General features: G+C 68.4%; 25 protein-coding genes. 7 read left to right on the top strand and 18 right to left on the bottom strand.

Features of this window, described 5'->3' with window-relative positions; translation table 11 throughout:
- Positions 1 to 171: 171 nt before the first annotated feature.
- The 3 genes from QHF84_RS21535 to QHF84_RS21525 are packed head-to-tail and all read right to left on the bottom strand — an operon-like array spanning position 172 to position 2,078.
- Entirely contained in the window at positions 172 to 1,470 is a 1,299-nt protein-coding gene (locus QHF84_RS21535) for a hypothetical protein (RefSeq protein WP_281315232.1), read from the bottom strand.
- A 58-nt stretch (positions 1,471 to 1,528) separates the two neighbouring features.
- The gene (locus tag QHF84_RS21530; protein ID WP_281315231.1) at positions 1,529 to 1,876 is read right to left on the bottom strand and encodes a hypothetical protein; all 348 of its coding nucleotides are present in this window, start codon (positions 1,874 to 1,876) and stop codon (positions 1,529 to 1,531) included.
- A complete protein-coding gene (locus tag QHF84_RS21525) occupies positions 1,797 to 2,078 on the bottom strand; it encodes a hypothetical protein (protein ID WP_281315230.1) in 282 nt (93 codons plus the stop codon). Before QHF84_RS21525 ends, QHF84_RS21530 begins: the two co-directional genes overlap by 80 nt.
- Positions 2,079 to 2,182: 104 nt before the next feature.
- Between QHF84_RS21525 and QHF84_RS21520 the strand changes: the two genes are divergently transcribed.
- Complete coding sequence (locus QHF84_RS21520; protein WP_281315229.1) at positions 2,183 to 2,482, top strand: hypothetical protein; 300 nt, start codon at positions 2,183 to 2,185, stop codon at positions 2,480 to 2,482.
- A 296-nt stretch (positions 2,483 to 2,778) separates the two neighbouring features.
- Positions 2,779 to 3,147, top strand: a complete 369-nt coding sequence (locus tag QHF84_RS21515; protein WP_281315228.1) for a hypothetical protein — start codon at positions 2,779 to 2,781, stop codon at positions 3,145 to 3,147.
- Between the two features lie 37 nt (positions 3,148 to 3,184).
- On the opposite strand, the gene QHF84_RS21510 is transcribed toward QHF84_RS21515, so the two are convergent.
- From QHF84_RS21510 to QHF84_RS21495, 4 genes are all read right to left on the bottom strand, one after another.
- Positions 3,185 to 3,640 carry a nuclear transport factor 2 family protein gene (locus tag QHF84_RS21510; RefSeq protein WP_281315227.1) on the bottom strand — a complete coding sequence of 152 codons (456 nt, stop codon included), beginning with the start codon at positions 3,638 to 3,640 and terminating at the stop codon, positions 3,185 to 3,187.
- A gap of 223 nt (positions 3,641 to 3,863) precedes the next feature.
- The gene (locus QHF84_RS21505; protein ID WP_281315226.1) at positions 3,864 to 5,603 is read right to left on the bottom strand and encodes a DUF3943 domain-containing protein; all 1,740 of its coding nucleotides are present in this window, start codon (positions 5,601 to 5,603) and stop codon (positions 3,864 to 3,866) included.
- Between the two features lie 99 nt (positions 5,604 to 5,702).
- Complete coding sequence (locus QHF84_RS21500; RefSeq protein WP_281315225.1) at positions 5,703 to 6,860, bottom strand: glycosyltransferase family 1 protein; 1,158 nt, start codon at positions 6,858 to 6,860, stop codon at positions 5,703 to 5,705.
- 29 nt (positions 6,861 to 6,889) lie between these two features.
- Positions 6,890 to 7,831, bottom strand: coding sequence for a class I SAM-dependent methyltransferase (locus tag QHF84_RS21495; protein ID WP_281315224.1), 942 nt, complete (start codon positions 7,829 to 7,831; stop codon positions 6,890 to 6,892).
- A 58-nt stretch (positions 7,832 to 7,889) separates the two neighbouring features.
- On the opposite strand from QHF84_RS21495, the gene QHF84_RS21490 reads away from it, so the two are divergent.
- Positions 7,890 to 8,972, top strand: coding sequence for a M20/M25/M40 family metallo-hydrolase (locus QHF84_RS21490; protein ID WP_281315223.1), 1,083 nt, complete (start codon positions 7,890 to 7,892; stop codon positions 8,970 to 8,972).
- Between the two features lie 253 nt (positions 8,973 to 9,225).
- On the opposite strand, the gene QHF84_RS21485 is transcribed toward QHF84_RS21490, so the two are convergent.
- The 3 genes from QHF84_RS21485 to QHF84_RS21475 all read right to left on the bottom strand — a co-directional run bounded on the left by QHF84_RS21485 (position 9,226) and on the right by QHF84_RS21475 (position 10,554).
- The gene (locus QHF84_RS21485) at positions 9,226 to 9,486 is read right to left on the bottom strand and encodes a hypothetical protein (RefSeq protein WP_281315222.1); all 261 of its coding nucleotides are present in this window, start codon (positions 9,484 to 9,486) and stop codon (positions 9,226 to 9,228) included.
- Between the two features lie 166 nt (positions 9,487 to 9,652).
- Complete coding sequence (locus tag QHF84_RS21480; protein ID WP_281315221.1) at positions 9,653 to 10,216, bottom strand: DJ-1 family glyoxalase III; 564 nt, start codon at positions 10,214 to 10,216, stop codon at positions 9,653 to 9,655.
- A 32-nt stretch (positions 10,217 to 10,248) separates the two neighbouring features.
- Positions 10,249 to 10,554: an EthD family reductase gene (locus QHF84_RS21475; RefSeq protein WP_281315220.1), complete on the bottom strand. Its 306-nt coding sequence runs from the start codon at positions 10,552 to 10,554 to the stop codon at positions 10,249 to 10,251.
- A 143-nt stretch (positions 10,555 to 10,697) separates the two neighbouring features.
- Here QHF84_RS21475 and QHF84_RS21470 point away from each other — a divergent pair, with 143 nt between their 5' ends.
- Positions 10,698 to 11,498, top strand: a complete 801-nt coding sequence (locus QHF84_RS21470; RefSeq protein ID WP_281315219.1) for a hypothetical protein — start codon at positions 10,698 to 10,700, stop codon at positions 11,496 to 11,498.
- A gap of 9 nt (positions 11,499 to 11,507) precedes the next feature.
- Here the strand turns inward: QHF84_RS21470 and QHF84_RS21465 are convergent, their stop codons facing one another.
- The 6 genes from QHF84_RS21465 to QHF84_RS21440 all read right to left on the bottom strand — a co-directional run bounded on the left by QHF84_RS21465 (position 11,508) and on the right by QHF84_RS21440 (position 18,901).
- Positions 11,508 to 13,655 carry a hypothetical protein gene (locus tag QHF84_RS21465; RefSeq protein ID WP_281315218.1) on the bottom strand — a complete coding sequence of 716 codons (2,148 nt, stop codon included), beginning with the start codon at positions 13,653 to 13,655 and terminating at the stop codon, positions 11,508 to 11,510.
- A gap of 130 nt (positions 13,656 to 13,785) precedes the next feature.
- A complete protein-coding gene (locus tag QHF84_RS21460) occupies positions 13,786 to 14,409 on the bottom strand; it encodes a hypothetical protein (RefSeq protein WP_281315217.1) in 624 nt (207 codons plus the stop codon).
- A 120-nt stretch (positions 14,410 to 14,529) separates the two neighbouring features.
- Positions 14,530 to 15,489, bottom strand: a complete 960-nt coding sequence (locus QHF84_RS21455) for an alpha/beta hydrolase (protein WP_281315216.1) — start codon at positions 15,487 to 15,489, stop codon at positions 14,530 to 14,532.
- Positions 15,489 to 16,073, bottom strand: a complete 585-nt coding sequence (locus QHF84_RS21450; protein WP_281315215.1) for a 2-hydroxychromene-2-carboxylate isomerase — start codon at positions 16,071 to 16,073, stop codon at positions 15,489 to 15,491. Before QHF84_RS21450 ends, QHF84_RS21455 begins: the two co-directional genes overlap by 1 nt.
- A 59-nt stretch (positions 16,074 to 16,132) precedes the next feature.
- Positions 16,133 to 17,314: a rhomboid family intramembrane serine protease gene (locus tag QHF84_RS21445; protein ID WP_281315214.1), complete on the bottom strand. Its 1,182-nt coding sequence runs from the start codon at positions 17,312 to 17,314 to the stop codon at positions 16,133 to 16,135.
- Between the two features lie 15 nt (positions 17,315 to 17,329).
- A complete protein-coding gene (locus QHF84_RS21440) occupies positions 17,330 to 18,901 on the bottom strand; it encodes a hypothetical protein (RefSeq protein ID WP_281315213.1) in 1,572 nt (523 codons plus the stop codon).
- A gap of 246 nt (positions 18,902 to 19,147) precedes the next feature.
- Between QHF84_RS21440 and QHF84_RS21435 the strand changes: the two genes are divergently transcribed.
- Positions 19,148 to 19,897 (top strand): hypothetical protein, encoded by a 750-nt coding sequence (locus tag QHF84_RS21435; protein WP_281315212.1) that lies wholly within the window; start codon positions 19,148 to 19,150, stop codon positions 19,895 to 19,897.
- A 3-nt stretch (positions 19,898 to 19,900) separates the two neighbouring features.
- On the opposite strand, the gene QHF84_RS21430 is transcribed toward QHF84_RS21435, so the two are convergent.
- A complete protein-coding gene (locus QHF84_RS21430) occupies positions 19,901 to 21,019 on the bottom strand; it encodes a penicillin-binding transpeptidase domain-containing protein (protein WP_281315211.1) in 1,119 nt (372 codons plus the stop codon).
- Between the two features lie 103 nt (positions 21,020 to 21,122).
- On the opposite strand from QHF84_RS21430, the gene ribA reads away from it, so the two are divergent.
- Complete coding sequence (gene ribA, locus QHF84_RS21425) at positions 21,123 to 21,914, top strand: GTP cyclohydrolase II (protein ID WP_281315210.1); 792 nt, start codon at positions 21,123 to 21,125, stop codon at positions 21,912 to 21,914.
- Here ribA and QHF84_RS21420 read toward each other — a convergent pair.
- Positions 21,898 to 23,331 (bottom strand): cytochrome B6, encoded by a 1,434-nt coding sequence (locus QHF84_RS21420; protein ID WP_348652867.1) that lies wholly within the window; start codon positions 23,329 to 23,331, stop codon positions 21,898 to 21,900. The two genes, ribA and QHF84_RS21420, sit on opposite strands and share 17 nt — an antisense overlap.
- A 366-nt stretch (positions 23,332 to 23,697) precedes the next feature.
- Here QHF84_RS21420 and QHF84_RS21415 point away from each other — a divergent pair, with 366 nt between their 5' ends.
- A complete protein-coding gene (locus tag QHF84_RS21415; protein WP_281315208.1) occupies positions 23,698 to 25,461 on the top strand; it encodes a circularly permuted type 2 ATP-grasp protein in 1,764 nt (587 codons plus the stop codon).
- Positions 25,462 to 25,584 lie beyond the last annotated feature (123 nt).

Genomic DNA, 25,584 nt, shown 5'->3' with positions numbered 1-25,584 from the left:
CTTGCCACCGGCCGTGGGAAGAACTGCGCATCGCGCAGTTCTTCCCACAATGGTCCAGCGCTTGCGCTGGTCCGGGTCCAGGGGCGGATAGCCCCGGGGTTTGGGGCGTAGCTCGGCTTGCCGAGCGTAGCCCCATCGTTGACCAGACGGGCCCGGGGTGAAACCCCGGCGCTACGCCGTCAGCCGATCGAGCACCGCGGCGAATCGATCCGCCGCGGTCTCCGAGGAAAACTCGGCTGGCGCCGGGACGGGCGTGGGCAGCGCGCGCGTCGTTCGGAATCGATCGAAATGCGCTGAGAGGGCGGCCACGAGTGCATCGACGTCGCCGGGGCGGATCCGCTCGTTGTCCGGCCGGTGCGCGAGCAGTTCGTCGACCTCGACGTTTTCCGTGATCGAGACGATCGGCATGCCCGAGGCGATGTAATCGTACGTTTTTGCTGCGATCCGCAAGACGACACGCGGATCCACCATGGAAAGCAGCACGTGGGCGCGGCGCAGCTCGCCGAGCAGGGCGCGTTGCGGGATGGTGGGGGCGAACTCGACGAAAGCCGAGAGCCCCAGCCGTTCGACCTCGGCGCGCTCGTATTCGGTGGCGCGGCCGATCTGCCGGAGGACGAGGTCCGCTGGCGTGAGCTTTTCCCGATCGATGAGGCGCCGCAGCGCCTGGCCGATGTCGTCGACGCGCGTCTCGGCGCGCAAGGTGCCGGTGTGCAGGATCGTGAATCGCGGCGGCGGCTCGGGCGACGCGGGGGTGGGGTCGTAGAGCGAAGCGTCGAAATGGTTGCGGACGAAGGACGATTTGCCGACGAGGAAGGGGTAACGCTCCTGGTACGCGGCGAGGGCGCGGCGCGTGTTCAGGACGACGTGGTCGGCGCGCGCGAGGATGCGTTGTTCGAGGGCGGCGACGACGTGATGGCGGGCTCGCTCGGCGGCTCCCTGCGGCGGCGCGGCTCCGGACTCGTGCAGGCCCCAGGGGTCGCGGAAATCCAGGACGAGCGGCAGGCCGAGGCTCTTGGCGGCGTGGACGCCGACGGGCAGGCAGGAGAACGGGCCGGCGCTGACGACGACGGCTTGCGCGCCCTCGCGGCGGGCGAGCTCGACGGCCTCGCGGGCGGCGTGCGGGCCGTGGAGCACGCAGCGGTCGCCGAGGTCGCGGAAGGGGTTCAGGCCCTCGATGGGGCGCGCGGGGCCACTCATGGCCGGCTTGGGTCCGCGGAGGCGCTTTTCGAGGGCGGTGAGGCCGTCACGCGCTGCGAGGATGCGGCGATCGAGGTAGGCGTCGTGGGTCACGACTTCGGGCGGCAGGGCGCGGAGGAGCTCTGGATCGCGGGCGTCTTCGGGGAAGGTCGCGCAGAGGACGGCGGGGCGGAAGCCGCGCGGGACGAGGTGGCGGGCGAGCTTGACCCAGCGGTAGGCGCCGACGGCGGCCTGGGGTGCGAAGTAGGGGGCGACGAGGAGGAAGGTGCGCACGGGGGGGACCGAGGCGCGCGAGGATAGCAGAAGCGACGCGGACTTGCTGGGCGTGAGCTCAGCCGGAGGTCCCGTCGGCGTTCGGGGACTTCTTGGCGGCGGCGGCGACTTCCTCGTTCTTGCGGCGGGTCGCGGCGGCCTTGACGCCGACCTGCGCGACGTATTTCAGGAGTTTTTCGAATGCCGCCTCGACAGCGGGGTCCTTTCGGGCCGCGGTGCGCTTGACGGTCTCGGCGAGCTGCGAGAACTCGGCTTCGCGTTGATCCTCGTGATAGGCGATGCTCTCTTCGAGGACCTCGACCAGCTTGCGGGCGTCTCCGAGCAGCTCAGTGAGCAGCTTGATGTTCGCGGTGGAGGTCGATTTCTGCCATCGCGAGTTGCAACGCCTGGATGCCGTCTTCGCCATGTGAATGGCGGGCGATGGTGCGGCCGTTCTCGATTTCTATCTCGAATGATGCGGTCCAATACCCATGCTTTTCTCCTTCCGGGGGATGGTACATGGGGCGTGCCAATCGCACGATCGCTTTGCGGACGATTTCTTCCCCTGTCGGGTGAAAGTCCAGAACCCGCTCCGCGATCCAGTCATTTGCCTGCTCCGCGGTGCTCATTGACACTTCTTCTCGTGCTTGCATGATGCAAGGCACCGGCCGTAGGACTCGCTCGCCTGTTCGCGACACCATCTGCGCACGGCATTGTCACGGAACAAGGCACAGTGGTCCATGTCTCTTTGGTACTGCTTGTTGCAGTCGGCTTCACAGACGGAGCAGGTTGGAAGCCGATCCCGAGCAGCGTGGGCCCGATGGCGCGGGCCGAAGCGCTTGCCCGAAAGCTGAAGTTGAACGTGGACAGCCCGACGACCCGGCAGGTGTTGAACAGCCTCGACGACAAGGTCGGTGATTTCGTAGCGAAATATCGACGCGGAAGTATTCAACGAGAGCTGCCCTGGGACGAGATCAAGGACATGACGCTCGAAAGGCGTTGCAGCATAGTCATAAGGTACGGAAACGATTGACGGATGGGAGGTTTGCCAAATGATGCACAAAAACGCCTCGATCCGTGATCTCATCGCTCGATTGGACCTTCCGCGGCGTGGCAGGTCGAGTCACCTCCTATCGGAGGTTCCTCGATCGGCGTCCTGTCGCGCCGATTTCTGCCATCGCGCGTTGCGATGTCTGGATTCCGCCTCCGCCGTATGAACAACGGGAGATGGTTCGGCCGTTCTCGATTTCTATCTCGAAGGATGCAGCTCGTCGAAGCAAGGCGCTTCACGCTGGTGACGCCGCGACGTTCATGGTAGGGCTGCGCGCCATGCGTACCATCTCTGCTCTCGTTTTCTCCTCCTTTCTCGCGGTTGCGCTGCTCGGTTGCGGCAGCGATGTTCCTCCCTTCTGGGCCAAGCTCGGCGTCACGGCGAAAGGCGGCGAGACCCGCAAGGACATGGCCAGCGACCAGTTCTTCGTCGTGTTTTACCCGCGCGACGCGGCCCAGCTCGTCAGCACGTGCAAGGAGGCGTATCAGCCCATCGTCACCGCGGGGTGGACCCCGGTCGTGCCCGAGCCCGCGGACGAGGGCGGCAAGGTCGAGCAGGTCCTCAAGTCCGGCAGCGACAAGGTCAGCATCACCTGCACGAACCTCTCCGAGGTGAAGCAGATCTCGGTCACCTTCCGGCACCGCTGACGCCCGCTCCCGCCCACGCGCCCTCCCATGCGGCTCTTCAGGGCAGGTCGGAGGGGAATGGCTGGGCCGTGACGCTCGTCCCGGAGCGCATGTAAAGGAGATCGAACCGACGCCGGGAGAACCGGTATCCGCTCGACGTCCGCACGTATTCATCGCTGTAGACGCCGCCCACGTAGGTGTCGACGCCCTCCAGGACGCCGAGCTCGCTCAGGTACCAGCGCCCCTTGGCCCGCTCGGGGTGCGGGTTCGGAACGAGCTCGACGGTGCCGGAGTGGACCGCCTGAATGATGGTGCTCCACTTGTTCAGGATCTCGGCCAGGAACGTGACGATGTTGTCGCGGCCGGCGATATGATGGCCGGGGATGTCGAGCACCGCGTTCGGCGTGAGGAGGTGGTGCATTTCATTCATCGCCTTGCGGTTCACGAGATCGGCGAACCTGGCGACGAGCTCGTGGATCTCGAACTTTTGCCTGATATCATCGCTTTTGGGCATGGGTCACCTCATGACATCACATATGACATCCATCCCGCGGCGCCGACACGCATGACAACCAGCGCGGTCATGCGCCATCCAGAACGGGTCTGCACGCGGGATATCTATTAGGATAGCACCGTCCACGGCGAACGCGGCACATTGTTTTCGCGGTCCGGACATTGTTGGACCGACGTTTCCGTATCACCGAGATGGCGCGTCGCGGCATTATGATGCGACCGGCTCAGAACCGAAACGCAATCCCCGCGCGGAGGTTCGTGCTCTCGTGTGATACACGGAACGAGCCCATCTTGCCCCACCGATCGAGGTGCTCGACCTCGACCCACGCGAGCCGCTGCTTGTCGCTCGGCAGCGTATAGGAAAGCCAGACGCGCTCGCCCGAGCGCCGGTCTCGGAGGTGCAGGTCGTTCGAGACCCGCTCCTGGTATCGATCGAGCCCCTCGATCGACTCGAAGAAATCGTACGTGAGCTGGGCGCCGAGCTCGAAGCGCCGGTACGAGAGCGAGAGCGTGGGGCGCACGGTCGCGCCGAGCGCGAAGTAGTAGCGTTTGTCCGCGACCACGGTCTTCAACCCGTCGCCGCCTCGCGCGGCGATGTACGCGGATGCGGCCTGCGAATGCACGGCCCCGAAGTCGCCGTATGCGTCCACGCTGGCGCGGGCGCGGGCTTTTCCGTGGTGGAGCGTGAGGTCCACCGTGAGCCCGAGCGCGTTGGCGACGCCGAGTTTGTCCTCCTCCAGGCCCTCCTGGCGGTGCTTCGCGTAGTTGAAGGCTGTGGAGGGGCCGGCGAAGATTGCGTAGCCGCGCTGGCCGCCGCGACCGTCGGATACGATGTTCTGGTCGTAGACGCCGCCGAGCAGCACGCGCGTGATGAAATCGAGCTGCTCGACGCCCTGGTCGTCGACGGATCCGACGAGGCGGATGCTCGTGACGTCGCCGGGATCGAGGTTTTTCGTGACCTCGCCGGGGTGATCGAACTCCGGGACGTCGATGATCTCGGTGCTCACGCCGATGCGGCGCTGCGAGAGGCGCAGGCCGTCCTGGCCGGTTTCCGCGCTCACGCCGACGAGCACGTCGAAGCGATGCCAGGCGTCGGCCGGCAAGCCGAGATCGTCGAGGGATTTTGCGCGCGCGACGTGCCAGTGATCGAGGCGCCGGTGGAGGTAGCGGAATGGGGAGAAGACGAGCGAGAGGACGTTGTTCGCCGTGTTGTCCGCGCCGCGCTCGAAGAAAAGGCCGAGCTGGTGCAGCGACTCGCCGACGGAGAAGCCGCCCTGCGGCGTGAGGACGAGGTCGTTCAGGCTGACTTTTTCGCGGTACTCGCCGAGGTACTCCCACAGGAGCGAGCCTGTGAACGAGAACAAGAACGACTCGCCCGCGCTGAGCCCGGCCCCGCGTGCGGCGAGGTACGTCATCGTGCCGGCGGCCGGGTGCGAGTACGTGTTCGTCTCGAACTTGTTCGTGTCGAACCGCACGGCTTCGAGGGTCCAGACTTTTTTGTAGAAGCTCGGCGTCGACCACGAGAGCTCCCAGTCGACGCTGTTGTCGCTCATGTGGACCCAGTAGTCCGCGAGGCCGTAGCTCATCAGGCCGACGATCGTCGCGCCGGCCTCCAGGCGATACCGGAAGCGGGGCTCGCGCAGCGTGCGCCACGGGTGCGGGTCGAGGTCCCAGGAAAAACCCGCGCCCGCGAGCACGAGCGGCGGCGTATTCCCCGGGCCCGGAAAGACACGCGCGCCGATCGGAGCGTCCGCCGAGAGCCAGAGCCGGAGCGGCGGGGGGCCGAGCGCAGGTTTTGCGTCGACCCGCACGGCGTTCGCGAAAGGATCGAGCACGGGATCCGGGATCGGATCGAGCAGAACGGGCGGCGGAGGTTCGGGGTCGGCCGCCTGCGCGCGCGGCGCGAGGAGCGTCGCGACCGAGGAAACGAGCAGATGCGCCCACGCGCGGCGATGGCGCCTCACGCTCGCCTGTCTGCTCTCGTTCCTCGATCGTGCGTCGGTTGCCAAAACGCCTCGCACGGGAGGCAAGCAAGACGCGCGCCGTTCAGCGGAGCCCGCTCGTCAGGGGATCCAGGGGGCGATCTCGCGGTAGGCGTCGAGCGTACGTCTGGCCGTGTCTTCCCAGCGGAAACGAGCGGCGCGCGCGAGGCCGCGGGTCCGGAGATCCTGCCGGAGGGCTTCGTCCTTGGCCACGGCGCGGAGGGCGCCGCCGAGCGCTTCGAGGTCGCGCGGATCGCGGACGAGCGCAGCGTCGCCGGCGACCTCGGGCACGGAGGTGAGGCTCGAACAGACGACGGGGCAACCACACGCCATGGCTTCGAGCACGGGCAACCCGAAGCCTTCGTAGAGCGAAGGGAAGATCAGCGCCTCGGCGCGGGCGTAGAGGGCGACGAGGGCCGCGAGGCCGACGCGGCTCTGCACGTGCACGCGCGAGAGCAGGCCCGTCTCGCGCAAGGCCGCTTCGAGCTCCTTCGGGAAGGTGCGCTCGCGCTGGATGATGACGAGATGCAGATCGTCGGCGCTGGTGAAGACGCGGGCGAACGCGAGGACCGCGGCGGCGTGGTTCTTGTTGGGATAACCGCCGCCGAGGACCAGGAAAAACCGTCGGCCCTCGGGAACGAGCTCTTCCGTGCGCGAGAGCGCTTCCGCGGGGGCCAGCGGCGCAAAGACGGGATCGACGCCGAGGGGCGTGACGCGGACGCGCGGCGCAGAGGAGGGCTCGATACGGATGGTGTCGTCGGCGCTGTGCTGGCTGACGGCGAGGATGCGGCCGGCGCGGCGGATCGAGGAGCGGATCGCGACGGACCAGTACGGCGCGAGGATCGCGCGGAGAACGGGGTTCGGAAAGACGAGCTCCGGACACGCGATCTGCATGATGTCGTGCATCGTGAGCACGCTCTTCGCGGGCGCTCCGAACGGCAGGACGCGGTACGGCGCGTGGAAGAGATCGTCCGGGCCGAGGCGCTTCCGGAGCCACGCGCCAAGGCGGAGCAACGAGTCCGGGTGGTTCGGGTCGCCGGAGACGAGCCACTCGGTGACGTTGGGGGCGCGCGAGAGCGGGCCACGCGCGTCGGGGTGGCGGAGCAGGACGAACGGGACGTCGGGCGCGAGCGCGGGGAGATGATCCACGAGCGCAGCGACGACGGTGGCGACGCCGCCGGGCGCGCCACGCAGGACGCGGGCGTCGAGGACGATGCGAGGAGGCGCCTTTCGAGTCATGGGCGATTCATCCGGCCGAGAGGCGCCCGTCAGCGGGCTCGGGCGACGACGACGAGCGTGGCGCGGCGTCCCTCCTTGGGAACCACGGCGCCGAGGTCGTAGGTGATGTACCCGTCGACGAGGACCTCGAGGGTCTGGAGGAGCCGACGGGACGGGACCTCGTTCGGCACGACGAACGGCTCGGCCTTTTCCTTCCTGGCAGGCGCGGGTTTGCCGTTCGTCTGGAAGAACGACTGAAGGCGGAGCAGGGCCGCGCGCGGGGCGGGCTCGTGCAGGAGCAGGGCGTACCGCCGCACGTCGAGGATGTCGAAGCCGGTGCGCTCGGCGAGCAAGCGGAGCTGCTTCTCGCCGAAGTGATAGAGGTGATCGGGCAGATCGAGCTCGTTCGTGCCGGCCCAGCGCTCGCCCGGGAGCTCGGCGACGTTGCCGGTCTGGAAGACCATGAAGCCGCCCGGCCGGAGGAGCCCGTGGATCTGGCGGAACGCGTCGAGCGGGTAGGCGAGGTGCGAGAGGACGTTCCGGTGGTAGACGACGTCGAAGCTCCGCGGCGGGAGCTCGACCGACGCGAGCGTGCCCTCGCGGGCGTCGACGCCGAGGACCTCGGTCGCGTACTGGACGAACGGGCCGGTGATGTCGATGCCGGTGGGCGAAAAACCGCGGCGAGCAGCCTCGCGGAGGAAGTAGCCGGCGGCGCAGCCGATCTCGAGGAGGCGCCCCTTGGAGACGTGGCGTCCGATGAGGTCGAGGGCGCGGCGGGCTTCGTAGACGGCGCGCTCGACGTTGCGGATCTGCAGGCCGAGGTTGACCTTCGTCTCCTGGCCCTCGTAGAGGCGCTTCATCTCGCCTTCGGTGGGCCGCGGCGTGACGAACACCAGGCCGCACTCGCGACAGGCGACGGCCTCGTGGCCGTTCTCGGCGTGGTACGGGCGCGTCCCTCGGTCACCACAGAAGATGCAGGAAACGGCCTCCATGCGGGCGGCGACGTATCAGCAACGGGCAAGCGCGTCAAAGGAGAGGTAGGATGCGCGCATGGATCCCGCCGCCCTGCTCGCCGAGCTCATCCGACACCGCACCGACAACCCCGGGGGCGACGAGCCGTCGATCTGCCGCATGCTCTCGCGCGCGCTCGCCGAGCTCGGCGCGGACGAGGTCAACGTCGTGGAGGTGCCACGCGCCGAAGGCACGGGCGCCTACGTGGCCGCGCGCTGGGGCGAGCCGCACACGATCATCAACGCGCACGTCGACACAGTGCCCGCGAACAGCGGATGGACCGTGAATCCATGGGAAGGCGTGGTCACCACGGATCGAGTGATCGGGCTCGGCGCGGCGGACACGAAGGGCGCGATCGCCGCGACGCTCGTCGCGCTCGAAGGCAAGAAGCCGCGCAACGTGGGCGTGGTCTTCTCCGGCGACGAGGAGAGGACGGGCACGTGCATCCGGCATTTCCTGGCGAGCCCGTGGGCAAAGGTCGTCAAGCGCGCCGTGGTCTGCGAGCCGACGGGGCGCACCGTGGGCGTGCGGCATCGCGGCTGCGTGGCACTGTCGGCCGAGGTGATGGGCCGCGGCGGGCACTCGTCGGGCGCCGATCACATGCCGAAGCCGATCGTCACGATGGCCCGGCTCGCGGTGGGGCTCGACGAGATCGGCCGGCGCTGGCTCGATCGCGGGCCCGCCGACATGAAGGGTCTTTGCATGAACGTCGCAGCGATCGAGGGCGGCGTCGCGTTCAACGTGGTGCCGCACCGAGCCTCGCTCTCGTTCTCGGTGCGCCCGCCGCCCGGGTTCGACGCTGCGGCGTTCGAAGCGGAGGTCGCAGCGAACGCGCGCGCGGCAGGCGAGGGGATCGTGACGCGCACGGAGCTCTCGATGTCGCCGTTCGAGACACGCGACGTCGGCCCGTTCCGGGCGCTCCTCGGATCACTCCCGCGCGCCGAGGCGACGCTGCCGTTCTGGACCGAGGCTGCTCTCTTCTCGGTCGCGGGCATCGACGCGGTGGTCATCGGCCCCGGTGACATCGCGCAGGCGCATGCCCCGGACGAATTCGTGATGCGGAGCGATCTCGATTGGGCCGTCGAGGTATTCAGCCAGGTGATCACGCGCGCGTCCGCGTGAGGTGGCAGTATCGTTTCAGAGGGTGTTCCATAGCGTAGCGCCGGGGTTTCACCCCGGACCCGACGAGGGGCTGTCCGCCCCTCGACCCGGACCAGGGCCAGCCCTGGACCTCTGGGCGACGACTGCGCGGAGCGCAGTCGTCGCGGGGAAATTTCGTTTGTAGTTGTTCGCCCCCCTTTGCAGGGGAAGCCCTAAACCTCAGGTGCATCGACCGCGATGCGGTCGATGCGCAGGCAGATGGATTTTCACCCTCTCAGCCGCCCCGGCGAACATCGACACGACGCACGCGCGCGCCCTGCTTGAGGCGGATTCCGCTCTCGGGGACAGGCTCCTCGCCGTCCTCGTCCCGGCCGCGCGCGTCTGCTGCGGGAGAAACCCCGCGGTGCGAGCGCCGCAGGCTCGGCGCTTCCTCGGACGTCTCCCCACCGAAGCGACTCGAGAGCCATAACATCCCCGCAATACCCGCGAGGACCACGGTGCTGAGGACAACGAGTTCGCCGTGCGGAAAGCCCATGGAAACACTCCTCCCGTCGCGCGGGGAGAGCACACGCGCGTCAAGAATAGGACTCCGCCCAACCCGATCAGGGGTGATCGGGGGCATTGTGCGGGGAACGTCCACTCTACGAGATTCCGCCGCTCTTTGCTACACATTTCTTGACGTTTTCGTCTGGCTCGATGCGTCACGAAATGAGCATCATCGGCGCGCGGACCTCGTCGCGGGTGGTAACGCCCGAGAGCATCTCGACGAGGGTGAGGGCAAACAAAAAGGTCGTCCCCGGGCCCTGGCTCGTCACGAGAGACCCGTCGATCACCACGGGCTCGATCTCGTGTTTGCCGTGCCGCGCGACGACCTCGCGCACGGAGGGATGGCACGTCATGCGTCGGCCCGCGAAGACGCCGTGCGCCACGAGCGCGATCGGCGCCGCACAGATCGCCGCGACGAGGCGGCCGGCTTCGGCCTGCACGCGGAGGAGCGCGCCCACGGCGGGCGAAGCGGCGAGGCGATCGGCGCCGCCCTTGCCGCCGGGCAAAACCACGACGTCGAACGAGCCCGTCACCTCGGCGAGGGCCACGTCGGGCACGATCCGGACGCCGCGGCTGCAACGAACCGGCGACGCACCGTCGACGCCGGCCAGGACGACCTCGACCGAGGCGCGGCGAAGGACGTCGACGCTGATGGTGGTTTCCATTTCCTCGGCCCCTTCGGCGAGGAGGACGAGGGCGCGGGGAGTTTTTCCGTTCATGGGGTGAGAATGGTGCCCGGGGTGCGCCCGCGTCAGCGGATCCGGCTGATTTGCAGGGCGGGCCGGAGGTCCGTGTAATTGGAAAGATCGGCGTTGATCTCGCGGCCGTGCTGGGCCATACCGCGCTGAAAATCCTCGATCGCGTCGAAGGTCAGGCTCGCGATGACGACGAACGGAGGGGGCGCGCCATTGCGGGGCAGGCCCTCGGCGACCTCCGCGCTCTTCAAGCCGAACGGCTCGAGCAAGGACTTCACGAGCGGCATGTGCTTTTGCACGTAGTAGTCGAGGTCGAAGCGCTTGCCCTCTTCGTGCGGGTACAGGATCGTGACGCGGTACATGCGGCGGCCTCCTCGGGTGGTCGCCATTCATACCATGGACGACGGCGGCGCGCGGCTGTCGCGATGCGTTGACATGAGTCCGTCCGGCCGGCTACGTTCGGGACTTCCCTGTGAGGGCACTCTCAGTGGAAGGAGCGAATAGAATGAATCTTCATCTGCGACGAATTTCGATGATGGCCCCGGTGCTCGTGATGCTCGCGTGCTTTGGGGGGTGCAGCGACGACAAGGAGAGCACCAGCGGCTCCGGCGGGAACGCTGGCAGCGGCGGCAGCGGCGCGTCCGGCGGCACGGGCGGCACGGGTGGCACAGGCGGCATGGGGACCGGCGGCACGGGCGGCGCTGGCGGGCAGGGCGGCGCTGGCGGGCAGGGCGGCGCTGGCGGGCAGGGCGGTGCCGGCGGCAGCATGGCGCTCTGCGACGGCGGCGAGGTCGTCGACGATCCCGACGATACCAAGCGTTGCGTCAACGTGACCAACGTCGTGAACCCGATCGACGCTCCGGCCAGCGTGGTGTGGGCCGACAAGGAGATCGACGTCTCGTCCGAATACTCTGCCGCGGGGAATTATTCGGCGGAGCAGACCCTCGGCGCGCCGAATGTCTATCCCAAGGCCGGCGACGAGGGCAAGTCTTGGGCCACGGCGACCGAAGACGCTGATAACGAGTTCGTGACCGTCGGGTTCAACACGCCCGTGACGGGCGAAGCGGTCTGGATCTACGAGACGTACAACCCGGGCGCCGTGAAGAAAGTCACGATCACCACCACCGAGGGTGACAAGGTGATTTACGACAATCCGGCGCCCAAGCCGATTGGAGGCTGCGCGCACGTCCTCTCGGTGCCGACCCTGACCTGCGCAAAGATCTCCGCCGTGCGCATCGACCTCGATTCCAAGGCCGTGCCGGGCTTCAACGAAATCGACGCCGTCGGCATCCTTCCCCCGCCCTGACCAAAGCCGCTACGGCTTCCCCGCGAGGGCCTTGTCCGCAGCGCGGAGCAAGGGCCCCGCGCTGATCGGCTCTCCCGTCGCGTGTTTCATCCACAGGTCCGGCAGAACCGACCCGTATTTCGCCATCCGCTCGAATTCGGGGCCGAGCTTGCCTTGCTTCCGCACGTGCTCCTCGATCTGGAACGCGATGAGGTGGCCGAGCGGATAATCCGGCAAGTAGAGCGGCGTCGAGATCGCATGCGAATAAATCGCGAGCAGCGCCGAATCCGGCGACCCGAGCAGCGGCGCATAATACTGGTTCCAGTACTTCTTCGCGATCGTGACCGTGGCCTTGCCGAGCTCCTCGGCCGTCGCCTCGGGGTGCTCGTACAGCCAGTGCCAGACGTCCGTCTCGACGAGCGCGACGCCCGCGATCTCCCACGCCGACCAGAGCTCGCCGAGCACCCGATCCCGATCGGATTCGCCCGTCGTCTTCTGCAGGCCGAGGAGCTCGAGATCCCGCGCCTGGAACGTGAACGCGAGCGCCTCGGTGAACGCATTGTTCGGCACGCCCGCGAGCAACGTGTGGTCGACATCGTACAGCGACAGGACCTGCTCGACGTTGTGCCCGAGCTCGTGGACGGCGATGTTGTATCCCTTGTAGTTCATCCCGTCCTTCTCGATACGCGTCCGCAGGCGCGCCTTGTCCCCGCGGCGCCGCGGCTCCATCGCGTGCCCGGCGCCGCGCGAAGGATCCACCTCGATGCGCTCGGCGATCGTCTTCGCGCGATCCTTGGGAAAACCGAGACCCACGAGGATCCGCGGGATGTCCGCCGCGAACGCCTTCGCGTCGGGATATTTTTTGCGCGTGATCGCGTCGAGCTCGGCCTCCGTCTTGCCTCCGCGCGGCTTGAAGCCCGCATACCAGAGATCCTGCGGCCCGAGCTTGCGGCCGAGCCGACGCTCGATCTCGGCGGCGACCTTCGGGATCGTGCTCGATCCGAGGATCTCCAGAAACAGCGCGCGCACGCGATCCTCGCCGATCTCGCGGCCGAGCTCGAACCGACGCTTGATGGCCGTATTCGCGATCGGCGAATACGGATCGGCCCGCCGCGCGGCCCGGAACGAGGCGAGGAGCTTTTGGTAACGCACGAAAGGCTCCGGGCTCGCCGAGACGGTCGTGATCGGCGCGCGTTTCGGCGCGGAGGGCTCGACCTCCGCCGCGGGCGCGAGGCGGACCTCGTTCGTGAACGGATTCCAGTCGACCCGCGGATCGTCGATCACCGCGGCCGGGATCGTCTGCGTGACGATCCGCTCCATCACCTGCACGATCATCCTCTGTTTTTCGAGGCCGCGCGGATCGCCGTAATTCGCCTTGAGCTCGTCGCGCAGGTTCCAGTGGGTGATGAGCCGGAGCCCCGCCGGGAAGGGCCGCTCGCTCGGTTCGCCGCTTGGGGCTCCGGGTCGCCGTTCGGCGCCCTGCGCCCCAAACCCCTTGTCATTCACGAGGTGGTGCATCCAGATGTTGTAATCGGAGATGTAAAGATCCCCTTCCGTGTTCGCGCGCGCAATGGCCTGGGCAATCTCGCCGGGAATGCGGAGCGCGAAGCGCCCCGTGAGCCGGTCCTCGGCCCAGCGGCGCCGGCTCCAGCGTTCGCCCTCGGCGTTTTTCGTGGCGAGGTCCGAGAGCGGGAAATTGAGCAATGCGACGAACGCGATCCGCGCCTTGAACAGATCCTCGTAAAGGTGCGCCGCGGGCTCGTAGCCGGCGAGCAGCGGATCGACCGGGAAGAGCGGCCCCGTGTCCGTGTCCGTGGAGAAACGCAGCGCACGCCCCATCTCGTGCAGGTGCCCTTCGAGCTGCTCCATCAAGCCCTCGAGCCGGGCGAACGTGGCGTCGATCGCCGCCGGATCCGCGAGGAATTGCTCACGCGCGAACGCGGCGAGATCCCCGTCCTCCGCCCGCCAGAGCGACGCGATCTGCGCGAGCCCACGCTTGATCCGAGGCCGCTGCGCCTCGCCATGTTTGCCGACGAGCTCCGCTTCGAGGGCGGCGAGATCCACGGGGGCGGGTTGCGCCGCGGACGGGGCGGCGACCGGAGCCGAGGGCTCGGCGGACGGACGCGCGACGGCGGACGGCGGCACGGGGGCGCACTGCGGCGGCGGTTCGGCGGGCATCGGGGGTTCTCCGGCGCAACCAGCAAGGAGGGCGAGCGGGACGAGGTGAGCGAGAGCGGAGCGCATGCGTACGCTCCAGACCAGAGGTCGACGGCGGCGTCAACCCGCGTCCGTCGTCGGTCGGATCCGATCAGGGAATGCAGGCCGAGCCGCCGCCCGGCTCGAGGACGGGACAGTAGGTATCCGTCGTTTCGCAGAGGCCCGCGCAGGTCTTGCAACGAATGCAATCATCGAGCGCCCGGAAACGCGTGATCCCCTCCATGTCGAGGCCCATCTCCTGGCAAAACCACGTGCAACAGCCCCCGGCCTGGGTGGTATCGCAAGGGCCAGGGCCGTTCGGGGTGGCGGTATGCTGGCAGTTGTAGATGCTGAAACACGTCTTCCAGGCCATGCAAGCGTCGAACTCGGCCTTGCACTCGCTCGCGGACGCGCCCGTGTCGGCCGTGCATTCTTCGCAGCTCGCATAATTGCTTCCGCCCGCGCCGCCCGCGCCGCCCATTCCCCCGCCGGCGCCGCCCGAGCCCGCCATCGAGCCGCTCGTGCTCGCGGAGCCACCCGCGCCGCCGGTGCCGCCCATTCCTCCACCCGCGCCGCCCGTGCCCCCGGAGCCGCCGCTCGACGCGGTGCTGCCGGCGCCGGAGCCGCCGGTGCCGCCGGTGCCGCCCGCGCCGCCGTCCACGTCACTGCCGCAGCCGGCGACGCCGATCGACACGCTCAAAACGACGAACCCCCACGAGGACCACGACGATTTCATTCGAATGCCTCCTTCACCGCCGCATCGTTCGTGCACAAACGAAGCGCGGGGAGGAGCGTACACGGTTTCCCGCCGAGAGGTAATGGTCGCCCCCCGGAAGGGAACGCCGTGGAAAGGCCGTCAGCCGCCGAGAGAAGCCTCCGCGGGCTCGCGGCCCTCACCGGCGCGCAGGAAGGGCAGGATGGTCTCGACCATCCGATCGGGCGAGTCGACGTGGGAGAAGTGCGAGGTGCCGTCGAGGTAACGAAGCTCGGAGCCCCGCGCGAGGCGATGGAGGGTTTCCCCCACGCGCGGCGGCACCATCGGATCCTTGCGGGCGTAGACGAAGAGCAGCGGCACGGGGAAGGGGTCGCGGCCGAGCTCGTCCACGAAGGCCTGAAAACCCGCGGGCGCGAGCGTCTCGTGCAGCGATTTCGTGAAGCAAGCGAGCCCCGCGTCGGTCGCGAGCGGCGCGCCGTACTCGTCGAGCTCCTCGCGCGATTTGAGCCGTTCGTCGTGGTAATGGACGTTCCGGTACACCCAGCGGCGCGGATCCCGTTGCACGAGGTAACGCAGGAGCGCGCGCCCCGCGCCCGTGGAAAGCAGGGCCCGGAGCGCCACGAAGCGTCGATCCGGCGTGCCCGGCGCGTGGTTCACGACGAGGCGCGAGACCGCGGCCGGATCCTGGAGCGCGAGGTGCATCGCGATGTATCCGCCGAGCGAGTTGCCCATGACGGCCGAGCCGCGGATGCCGAGCGCTTGCTGGAGTTCCGCGAGGAACGTGCCGAAGCTCCGCGCCGAAAAGTCCGCGCGGGTCGGCTTGTCCGAGCGGCCGGAGCCGGGCAGATCGGGCGCGAAGACACGAAAATGCCGGCCGAGGGGCTCGAGCACGTACCGGAACGAGTAACTCGACGTCATGAGCCCGTGCACGAGCAGGAGCGGCGGGCCCTGTCCCACGACGCGGACGTGCACGCCGACGTCGCCGAAGATACGCGACGAGACCTGCACGCGCCGCGCCTCGGCGCGGTGGTAGCCGTGCGGGATGCGCGGCAGCGCGGGGAGCTCGTCGTACGGGAGCCGTTCGAAAGGACGGAGCGCCATCAGCCTTTCAGCGCTTCCTCGACGAAGTGGAGCCGATCGTTGCCCCAGAAGAGCTCGTCCCCGACGAACATCGCGGGCGCGCCGAACGCGCCGCGCGCGATGGCCGCGTCGGTGTCGGCGCGGAGGCGATCCTTGATCGCGGGCGTCTCGATCGCGGCGAGCGCGGCCTCGGGATCGAGGCCCACGCCGCGCGCGAGATCGGCGAGCGTCTCCGTGCTCGCGAGGTCCCGATCCTCGGCCCATATCGCGCGGAAGGCGGCCTGCGTGAAGGCCTCGGCCTTGCCCTGATCCGCGGCGACGTGGACCAAACGCATGGCCTTGATCGTGTTCGAGGGGAAGTGGCTGGAGAAGCGGAAGGGCACGCCGTAGTGCCTCGCCCAGCGCTCGAGGTCCTTGAAGAGGTAGGCGCCCTTCGTGGGGATCTTGGCGGGCATGTCGTTGCCCGCGGCCTTGAAGACGGCGAACAGCACGAAGGGGCGGTACGCGATCGTCGCGCCCGTGCGCGCCGCGATCGCGGGGAGCTGCGTGGCGGCGAGGTAGCTGTAGGGGGACGAGAAGTCGAAAAAGAACTCGACGGTCTTCAAGGGACGGACCTCCGGAGGCGAGGAGTGTAGAGGCGATGGATCGCGCGGAGAAGGGCCGTTCAGGGCCCCGCGTCGCGCTCGATCCCGGCATCGGCGTCGAGCGGCGGCTGTGCCGGGCCGCTCCCGGGCGACGCTTCGAGGGCCACCGCACGCGCACGAAGGCGCTCGGCCTCCTCGCGACGGCCGAGTTGATCGTAGGTGAGGCTCAGGTTGAAGAGGGTGAGCGAGTCATCGCCGGCGAGCGCGAGCACCTCTTCGTAGAGGCGTACGGCCTCGTCGTGCTTGCCGCCCGTCTGCGCCGTGTAGGCGAGGTAGCGCTTCGTGTCGACGAGCATGCGCTTGATGCCCGCGTCCTCGGGCGCGAGCGTGGCGGCCTGCGCGTACGCGCGCGTCGCTTCATCGAGATCCCCCCTCCGCGCTTGCGCGAGGCCGAGGTTGTACCAGACGATCGCGCTCTTCGGGCTCACGGAGAGCGCCTTTTGGTACCGGGCGATGGCCTCGTCGTAGTTCGCCGCGTCGAACGCCTCGTTGCCGAGGCGCGCGCTGTCCGCGCCGCCGTCCTTCGCGAAGTTGACGCGCGGCCGGAGCACGGTCGCGCCCGCGCCGGACGCCGCGAGGACGAGCAACATCGTCAACCCAGCCGACGCGCGCACCAGAGCGCTGCGCTGCGCCACGCGCAAGCCACCCGTGATCACGAGCCCCGTGAGCACGCCGAGCAGCGCGCCGACGCCGTGCGCCACGTTCGCGATGCGCCAGATGTCGAGGACGGTCGTTGCTATACAAAGGAAAAACCAGACGACGAAGAACTGCGTCGTGCGCGTATCCACGGTGCCGCGCATGCGCGCGTCCGCGCGATCGAGCACCCACGCGAGGCCGAAGAGGCCGTACACCACGCCGGACAGGCCGATGCCGCCGATGAACGTCGCGTACTCGGCCGCCGCGGATCCCGCGGCGAAGAGCAGCACGAGGCCGAGCAGGCGGAACGATCCGAAGCGCTCTTCCAGCATCGTCCCGAGCGTCCAGAGCCAGGCGACGTTGAAGATGAGGTGCAGCGCGTCGGCATGCGGCAAGGCGCTCGTGACGAGGCGCCACGGCTCGCCCTCGAACGCGCGCACGCTCATCACGAGCTGCTGGATCGATCGACCCGCCGCGTCGAGGACCGTGACGAACATGGCGAGCATCGCCACGCCGGCGGTGATGGGAAAGCGCACGAACTCGGTGACGGGCGGCGGCTTCTTCAACGCACGGCCTGGGGCTCAGGGCTCGAGCTTCAGCTCGGCCGCGTGGATCAGGGCCTCGAGATCGTCGAGCGAGGGCAGGGGCGCATGATCGAGCATGATCGTGAGCGAGCCGGGGCCACGCTCGACCTGGACGTCTCCCTCGCGCACGTCGGGCGCGATCTCCGTGACCCACTCGCGATCGGCCGCGGCGACCCGGCGCGCCTCCGCGCTCAGGCGATCGCGGATCCAGCGCGAGAGGCGCGCGAGGCTCGACGAGGGCGGCGGATCTTGATCGGGCTCGTCCGCGGTGACGGTCACGAGGATGCGATACCGCTCCCCGCTCGTCCGGATCTGCACGTACGCAAAACCGCCACGCAGCGGCAGGCGCACGCCGAGGCCGTCGGCATCACGCGCGAGCAGGTGCGCCGCCGTGCGGTAGCTCGACTCGACCCAGCCCGTCGACAGGCGCGCGAGCAGCGCCGCCGCCGCGCTCGAAGCCGCAGCCTCCATGCTGCTCTGCGCCGCCGGCACGACCCGCAGCGTCTGCGGAGGCGTCGGGATCCGGCCCTCGAACTCGCGGCTACGCAACGTCACCGTGCGGCTCACCGGACCGACGGCGGATGGAGTGTCGTCGCCTGTGTCCTCGGCCGGGGACACGCGCAGATCGCCGCTCTCGGCGTCACGCAGCCACACGGCGCCGCACCACCACGCGGCCAGGGTCTTTCCGTTGGGCAAGAACGCCATCGGGCCCGGGCTCGCCGTCCAGAGCGGGCGCGCGAGGGCGACGCTGAAGACCTGCGTGGCGCGCGTCCGGCCGAGCGCGGTGACGAGCGCGCCGTCCGGCGAGAACTCGAGCGCCGCGACGCCGCGCAGCAAGTTGAGGCCGTTCTTCACCGACAGCACCGCGCGCGGTTCGCCCTCGTGGCCCGGCTCGAAGAGGCGGATCCGGCTGTCCGGGCCCGCGACCGCGACGAGCTTTCCATCGGGCGAGAACGCCACCGCCGCGTCGTGCTCACGTACGCCTTGCGGACGCACTTCTCGAAAATCGTCCGCCGACCAGTGCACGACCGGCGTCGCGCCCGTGGCCGCCGTGAGCAGGCGACCGTCGGGGCTCCAAGCAAGGCTGCGCAGCCGCCGCCGATGCGGATACGAAAGCTCGTGCAGGAGCGCGCCGTCCGCGAGGCGGTAGACGAGCACCGCGCTCGTGAGGCGATCGGCCGTGACCGCGAGCAGCTTGCCGTCGGGCGAGAGCGCGATCGGCGCCTCGCCGCGCCACGGCTCGGGCGTCAAGCGTCGGCCGGAGACGAGGTCGAAGACCTGCACCGTGTGCAGCGCTTCGTCGGCCTCCTCGCGCGCGTCGAGGGCGGAAATGCTTGCGCTCGACGGCATGCGCGCGTCGTCCGACCACGCCGTGACGAGGCGCCCGCCGTCGGGCGAGAGCGCGAGCCCCGTCGCCCCCACACCGAACCGGAAGAGCGCTCGGCCGACGCGCAGATCGTAGACGACCGTGCGCCCGTTGCCGATCGCCGATGCCGCGAGTCGCTTGCCGTCGGCGGAGACGGCGAGCGCCGTGGCCTCGTGCGAGAGTGGGAGTTGACTTGCCTGCACGCGGCACGAGTCTAGCGCCCCCGCGCCCGCGAGACGATGCCCGGACAGAGGCCCGGAGGTCCTTTTTGGACGATCGTTTGCCCGAGGCCCTCGCCCCGCGCGCCGCGGTCCGTAGCCCAAAACTGTAAACGATGTCACAGGCCTCGGCGCAACGCGCTCCCTACCGTGCTTCGTCCGGGTCGGCCAGGTCTGGAGTTCGCCTTCGGCGCGGGCCTGATTGACCAGGGCGCTCGCGGCCCAAAATTCATGACCGAGACGAACCCGGTGGACGGTCCGCCGGTCGTCGGTTCGAACGGGAAATCGTGGTCCGTCTTCTTCGGGCTCGCGCCGAGAGAAGACGGGATGGGGGGCGTCATGTCGAAAACACGTTCACGCCAATCGAATCTCTCCCCGAAGACGAGGCGCGCCGCGCTCGCGTTCGGGCCTCTCCTCGTCGGAGGAATGCTGATCGCCGGCCAGGGCTTCGCCGGCGCCGGCACGCCCGAGGGCGACGTGGCGTCGGCCTCGGGGTACCTCGTCGCGCAGCCCGAGCCGAACAGGGAGGAGTACCGCGAGTTGGTGGAGGCCGCGAAGTCGATCTCCCTGCCTGCGCAGGACGCGATCAGCGAGATCCCGGATCCCGGGATCCAGAGCGCGGCCCAGGCGCTCTACGACGCGCTCGTGAGCTTCAGAAACGCCGCCTCTTCCGATTTCGAGACGCTGAGCGCCGCCGCGGATCGCGTGAACCAGGCAGGAGCGGGGCTTCAGCAGGCCGTCCAGGAAGTCGTGAGCAGCGACGAGGAAGGGCCGGAGCTCGGCCGGAGGAACAACAACGTCGACCGCACCGGCTCGAGCGCGCTCGCGCTCACCATGACCCAGAGGGAATACCGCTGGTGCCTGCGGCACACCCTGACCGGCTACACGCTCTGCCTCGCCACAGCCACGACGAACGCGCTGAAGGCGCAGTGCAACTCGAACTTCCTCGCCCTCACGATCTCCTGCACCGCCGTCGCCTGACCCCTAGCGCGCGCGTCGTTCGTCGCGGCTGCCCGCGAAGTAGGCTTCGAGCAGATCACGGCCGACGACGTTCGCCTTCGTGCGCCAGGTGATGTCGTTCGCCAGCATGACGGCCACGGCGATCTCGGGTTTGTCGGCGGGCGCGAAGGAGGCGAACCACGAGAACATGCGCGCAGGCTTCTTCCCGACGAGCGTGCCGGTCTTCGCGGCCACGGCCATGCCGGGCAATGCGCGCGTCCCATCGGCGTGGCGGAATGCCTTCACGCACGTGCCGCGCTTCGTGGTGACCTGGAGCATGCGGTTCAGCGTGCGCGCGACGCGTGGATCGAGGGCGCGGCGCTCGACGACGCGGGCGACGGGCACGCCGGGATCCTTGAGCACGAGCCGCACGCGCTCGCCGCCGTTCGCGATGGTCTGCATCGCGAAGAGGGCGCCGAGCGGCGAGAGCTTGCCGTTCCAGAACCCGGCCGCGGCACGGGCCATGCCGAAAGGATCCGCGGGAATGTCGACACGCCCCGCCTGCGCGGGCACGTCGATCGGCACGTCGCCCGCGAACCCGAGCGTCGAGGCCATGCGGCGCAGATCGTCCGGATCGAGGTGCCGCTTCGCCATGCGCGCGAAGACCATGTTGATGCTCTTGCCGAGGGCCTCGCCGAACGGCGTGCAGGCGCTGCCCCCGCGCCGATCGAGGTCGGCCTGCGTGATGTCGTGCTCGCCGCCCGACCAGCACGCCTCCGTGCCTTCGTTCGCGTGGCCGCCGTCGAGCAGCGCGGCGGCCGTGACGATCTTGAAGAGGCTCGCGCTCGGGGCGTACGGTTCGGCCACGAAGTCGCGGTCGCCGCGGCTCGCCCACACGAGGATACGCCCGGTGCGCACGTCCGAGGCGACGATCGCGGCCTCGGGGGCACCCGAGCGCGCGAGCAGTCGCTCGGCCTCGCGTTGCAGGCGCGGATCGAGCGTCAGGCGCACGGGTTTGGACTGACCACCCACGGCGCCGTAGGCGGCCTCGGGCGTGACACGGATGCGGTGAAGGCCGAGCGACGCGGCCTCCGCGTCGAGCGAGCCGACGAGGAGGGCCGACGCGAGCGCGGCCGGGGCGAGGAGTGCGCGGATCGGAGACACCACGGGGGGCTATCGATCGAGCGGGGCCCTTCGGCCAAGATTTTTGGCATCGGCCCCTGGGCCTGCTACTCGCAAGGCGGGTCCTGGGAGGAGAGGAAGGTCGATGAGGAACGGCGGACGCGAGGGCTTGCTCGATCTCGTCGAGCGGGACAGGGTCCACGAGTGCGACGGCTACGGCCCCTCCGGCGTCTGCGTGCGGGTGGTGGGCGTCGCGGATCTGCCCACGCGGGTCGGCCGCTTCAAGATCGTCGCCTTCTGGAACAACCGCGACGCCAAGGAGCACGTGGCCATGGTGCATGGCGACGTGATGGGCGGCGAGGAAGTGCCCACGCGCCTGCACTCGGAGTGCCTGACGGGCGACGTCCTGGGCTCGCTCCGTTGCGATTGTCGTGATCAGCTCCTCGAAGGCCTGCGGCGCATCCAGTCGATGGAGCGCGGCATCTTGCTTTACCTGCGCCAGGAGGGACGCGGGATCGGGCTCATCAACAAGATCCGGGCGTATGGGCTGCAGGATCAGGGCCTCGACACGGTGGAGGCGAACCTCGCGCTCGGCTTCCGCGACGACGAGCGCGACTACGCGGTGGCGGCGCACATGCTGCAGAGCCTCACGGTGAAGTCGGTCCGGCTCATCACGAACAACCCGAACAAGATAAGCCAGCTCGAGCAATACGGCGTGAAGGTGGCGGGCCGGATCCCGCACGTGATCCCGCCGAACGAGTACAACAAGTTCTACCTCGAGACGAAGGCGAAGCGCAGCGGCCACTACATCGACATGGAGGGCAAGCCGCACCTCGCCGAGCAGAGCGATCCGGTGATGGTCGACGGAATGGAAGGGCCGGCCGAGGAGGACCCGGCCGAGACGGACGCGAGCGCGAAGACTACAGCGCCCGCATGAACGCGACGAGGTCGCTCTTCTCCTGATCGGAGAGCTTCAATTCGAGGACGAGGTTGAAGAACTCGACCGTGTCCTCCAGCGTGAGCAGCCGTCCGTCGTGGAAATACGGCGGCGAGTCCTTGATGCCGCGCAGCGGGAACGTCTTGATGGGCCCGTCGGCGATGGCGAGCCGCCCGTTGATCAGCGTGGGATTGAAGAACCGCTCGACCCGCAGATCGTGCATGAAGTTGTCCGAGTAGATGGGCGGCGGATGGCAGGTGGCGCATTGCCCCTTGCCGAAGAAGACCTCCTGGCCGCGCATCTCCTCGGGCGTGGCGAGCTTCGGATCGAGCTTCTTGTCGAGGATCCGGAGCTTCGGCGCGGGCGGGAAGTCGAGCAGCTCCTGGAACTCGGCCATGGCGTGCACCTCGCTGCCGCGATCGAGGAAATGCACGCCTTTCTTCGTGGCGGCGACGATATCGGCGTCGAAATACGCGGCGCGCTGCTCGAACTCGGTGAAATCCTCCACGGTGCGGAGCGCGCGTTGCGAGCCGAAGAGGCGCTGCTGGTTCACGCCGCGCAGCGAGGGCGTGTCGATGCGCCGCCGGTGCGATTGCGGGCGGATGTCGCCGACGAGGTGGAATCCGGCGTTGGTATGGCCGTTCGTGTGGCATTCGAAGCAGGAGACGCCGAGGGAGGGTTTGGCCGAGCGGCGATCGTCGGTCTGGTTGAACTGCTGCTGCGGGAACTGCGAGACGAGCAGCCGGAGCCCGTCGAGCTGCTTCGGGTTCAGGATGCCGTCGAAGAGCTCGAAGAAATTCTGCGTGGTGATGAGCTGTCCGCGCGAGACGTCGCCGAGCTCCGGCCGGGTGGTGAGGTAAATGGGCGGGGGGAACTCGGGGATGAAATGCTCGGGCAGGTCGAATTCCACGTCGAACCGCTCGAGATCACGGCCCTCCTGCTTCTTGATCTCCGCGATGTGGGTCTTCGGGAAGACCATCCCGCCCTCGACGTGCTTCGCGTGGGGCAGGGGGAAAAAGCCCGCGGGCCATAACTTTTTGTCCTTGATCTCGGCGGGCGTCATGCCCGCGAGGGCGGCCCAGGTGACGCCGGCGGGGAGTTTTACGCGGACGCCGGTCTGGATCGGCTTTCCGCGGGACATGGCAAGGCCTTTCGTGGATCGATTGGCGAGATCGTATCGCTCGGCGAGCAGATCCGCCTGGCGGCGCATGACGGCCGGCTTCTCGGCCGCGAGCCGCTTCATGATCTGCGCGAACGGCTCCTCGATGGCGATCGGGACGTAGCTCGTCTTTTTATCGCCCGGGGCGAGCAAGCCGATGCGCGGATCGAGCTCGAGGGGGGCATTGGGAGATGCCGCGCGCGCCGCCGCCCCGGGCGGGGGGCCGGCCTGCGGCTCGGCGATGGCTTGGCCGGGCATCCCCGCCGAGCAAGCAGCGCCCGCCGCGACGATGAGCCCCAAGACAAGGGAAGGATGTGAAATCCGCATCGAATCCTCCTGCTGAGTCCGAATGACCGCATTGGATGCCGGATGCCCGGGCGTGGCGGGATCGGAAAAAGCGGAAGATCGAAGGAAGGGGAAATATGCACGGCGTTTCCCGAAAGGACCGGGAGCGGAACGGAACGCCCGCGACGGTCCGGCGCGGCGCCCATTCGTCGAAGGCGAACATCGGCCGAAACGGGCTCCGGCGCACGATATCCGCCCCGACGACGATTGGATCTTGCATGCAGCAGGGCGGCGAGCTGAGCCTTTCGCCGTGTCCTCGTCGGCCCCAGATCGGGACGCGTGGATACCACCTCGCCGCGACCTCCGGTGGCGCCCGTGATGCCGGAGGACGAGCAAAGGCCGATCAACTCGGCAAACGAGGCCCATGCCCAGGAAAGGGAAGCGAATGCCCGCGTCCTATATTACGACGAGGTGTTCGCCGAGGATGGCCGCGTGCGCCCTCCGTACGAGGCCGCGGTGCGGTTCCTCCGGCGCTTCCCGAGGCGCTTCTCCGCGAAGTTTCCCGCGAAATCGCGGCGGCTGACGGGGGATACACCGCTCACCGCGATGCCGCGGATCCTCGGTCAATCCGAGTATACCCTGCTCGTGCGGGGCACCGAGCAGCGGGCGCGGGCGCTCCACGCGTTCTACGAGGATCACCTCGGCGAGCAGACATTTCGTGATCGTATCGTCCCTGGTCACATCGTCGACACCATCGTCGAGCGATCGGGAGAGGGGCTGTTCCGGCGAGCGCTGAGCGAACGCGCGCGCCGGCAATTCCGCGCTTTTTTCGGGCCGGACATCGTGCGCGCCGGAGACGGTCGGTTCTACGTGCTGGAGGACAACATCCATTACCTCGGCGGGCCGGGAGACCTGGAGCCGGCCCGCGCCGCGCACGAGAAGCTGCTCCCCGGATTCGCCGAGGCCATCGGGGCCATCAACGATCCCAGGGCCGTCCTCGACGAGCTGGTGAGCCATTTTTACCGGGTGGCCGAGCCGCCCATCGGGCCGGGGCCGGATCAGGGCGCCTTCGTCGTCTACGGGGCTCCGCCGTATGATTGCGAGGAAGATCTGCGGCTCTACCGGATGCTCGAGGCCCGGCACGCGATCATCGTCGAGCCGGAGATGAAGGACAAACGAATCAAGATCGAGAGCGACGGGGCCTATCTGGTGCAGCGGATCAAGGTCGGGAATACCACGATCAAGTACCGGAAGAAGATCGGGTTTTTGTGGCTGAACGCCGAGCATACCTGGGTGGACTGGGAGCATCCGGCGATCCGCGAGAAGGCGCTGCTCGACGAGGCGCGCGAGCACCTGCACGACGAGGGGCTCAGCGAGCGGTCGCGGAGGCGGCTCTACAAGGCGATGCGGCGGGATCCGGCGACGCGTCGGATCGATCTGGAGAGGCTCCGGAGGGCGCTCGAGCGGTCCAACCTGGTGGTCGAGGGATCGGTGCTGAAGAAGAGGCCGAAGATCCCGGGGCTCCTCGACCTCGTGCTCGAGGGAAGCGTCCAGACGAATGCCACGCCGGGGATCGAGTTCCTCGCGGACAAGATGTTCTATAGCTACGTGCCGGACCTGATTCGTTATTATTTGAAGGAAGAGCCCATCCTCCAGAATGTGCCGACGCATCGGCTCTTCGACATCGGCGAGGATGGGTCGGTGGTAGCGCGGAGGGATTTCATCACGGAGGTGATGAAAAACCGGGCGCGGTATGTGATCAAGGTGGCGGATGGACGGGGCGGGGACGGGGTGTACCTCGGGCCCAAGATGACGAAGAAGAAGTGGAGGAAGCTGGAGAAGCGTCTCCTGGAAGAGCCGACGCGATACGTGGTGCAGGATTTCGTGCACCCGTCGGTGCTCTCCGGGGCGCGGGGGGAGGATCGGCGGATCGTGGACAACAGGCTCATCGCCATGCTCATCGATGGGCAAATCGTGGTCACGGGGACGTTCTGGGGGCGATCGAACGTGCTGGTGGGGGGAGACGGGAAGATGAACCTCAGCCTGTCGGGCATGGAGACGGTGGGGTATGTCGTGCCAGACCCGATCCCTTCCCAGGGATAGCCGACCATTTCCCCCTCATCTCCACGTGAGAAAGGGCGTCATGGTGCGGGAGGGAAAGGCCGCGTTCGCCTGGGTGATCGAGGGGAAAACCTCGCTGGGCTTCGCCCTTTCATTCCCTATACT

Source organism: Polyangium sp. y55x31 (genome assembly GCF_029946505.1).
Classification (GTDB): domain Bacteria; phylum Myxococcota_A; class Polyangia; order Polyangiales; family Polyangiaceae; genus Polyangium.
The sequence above is the reverse complement of the archived record's forward strand: the minus strand, read 5'-3'. Positions and strand labels throughout refer to the sequence as shown.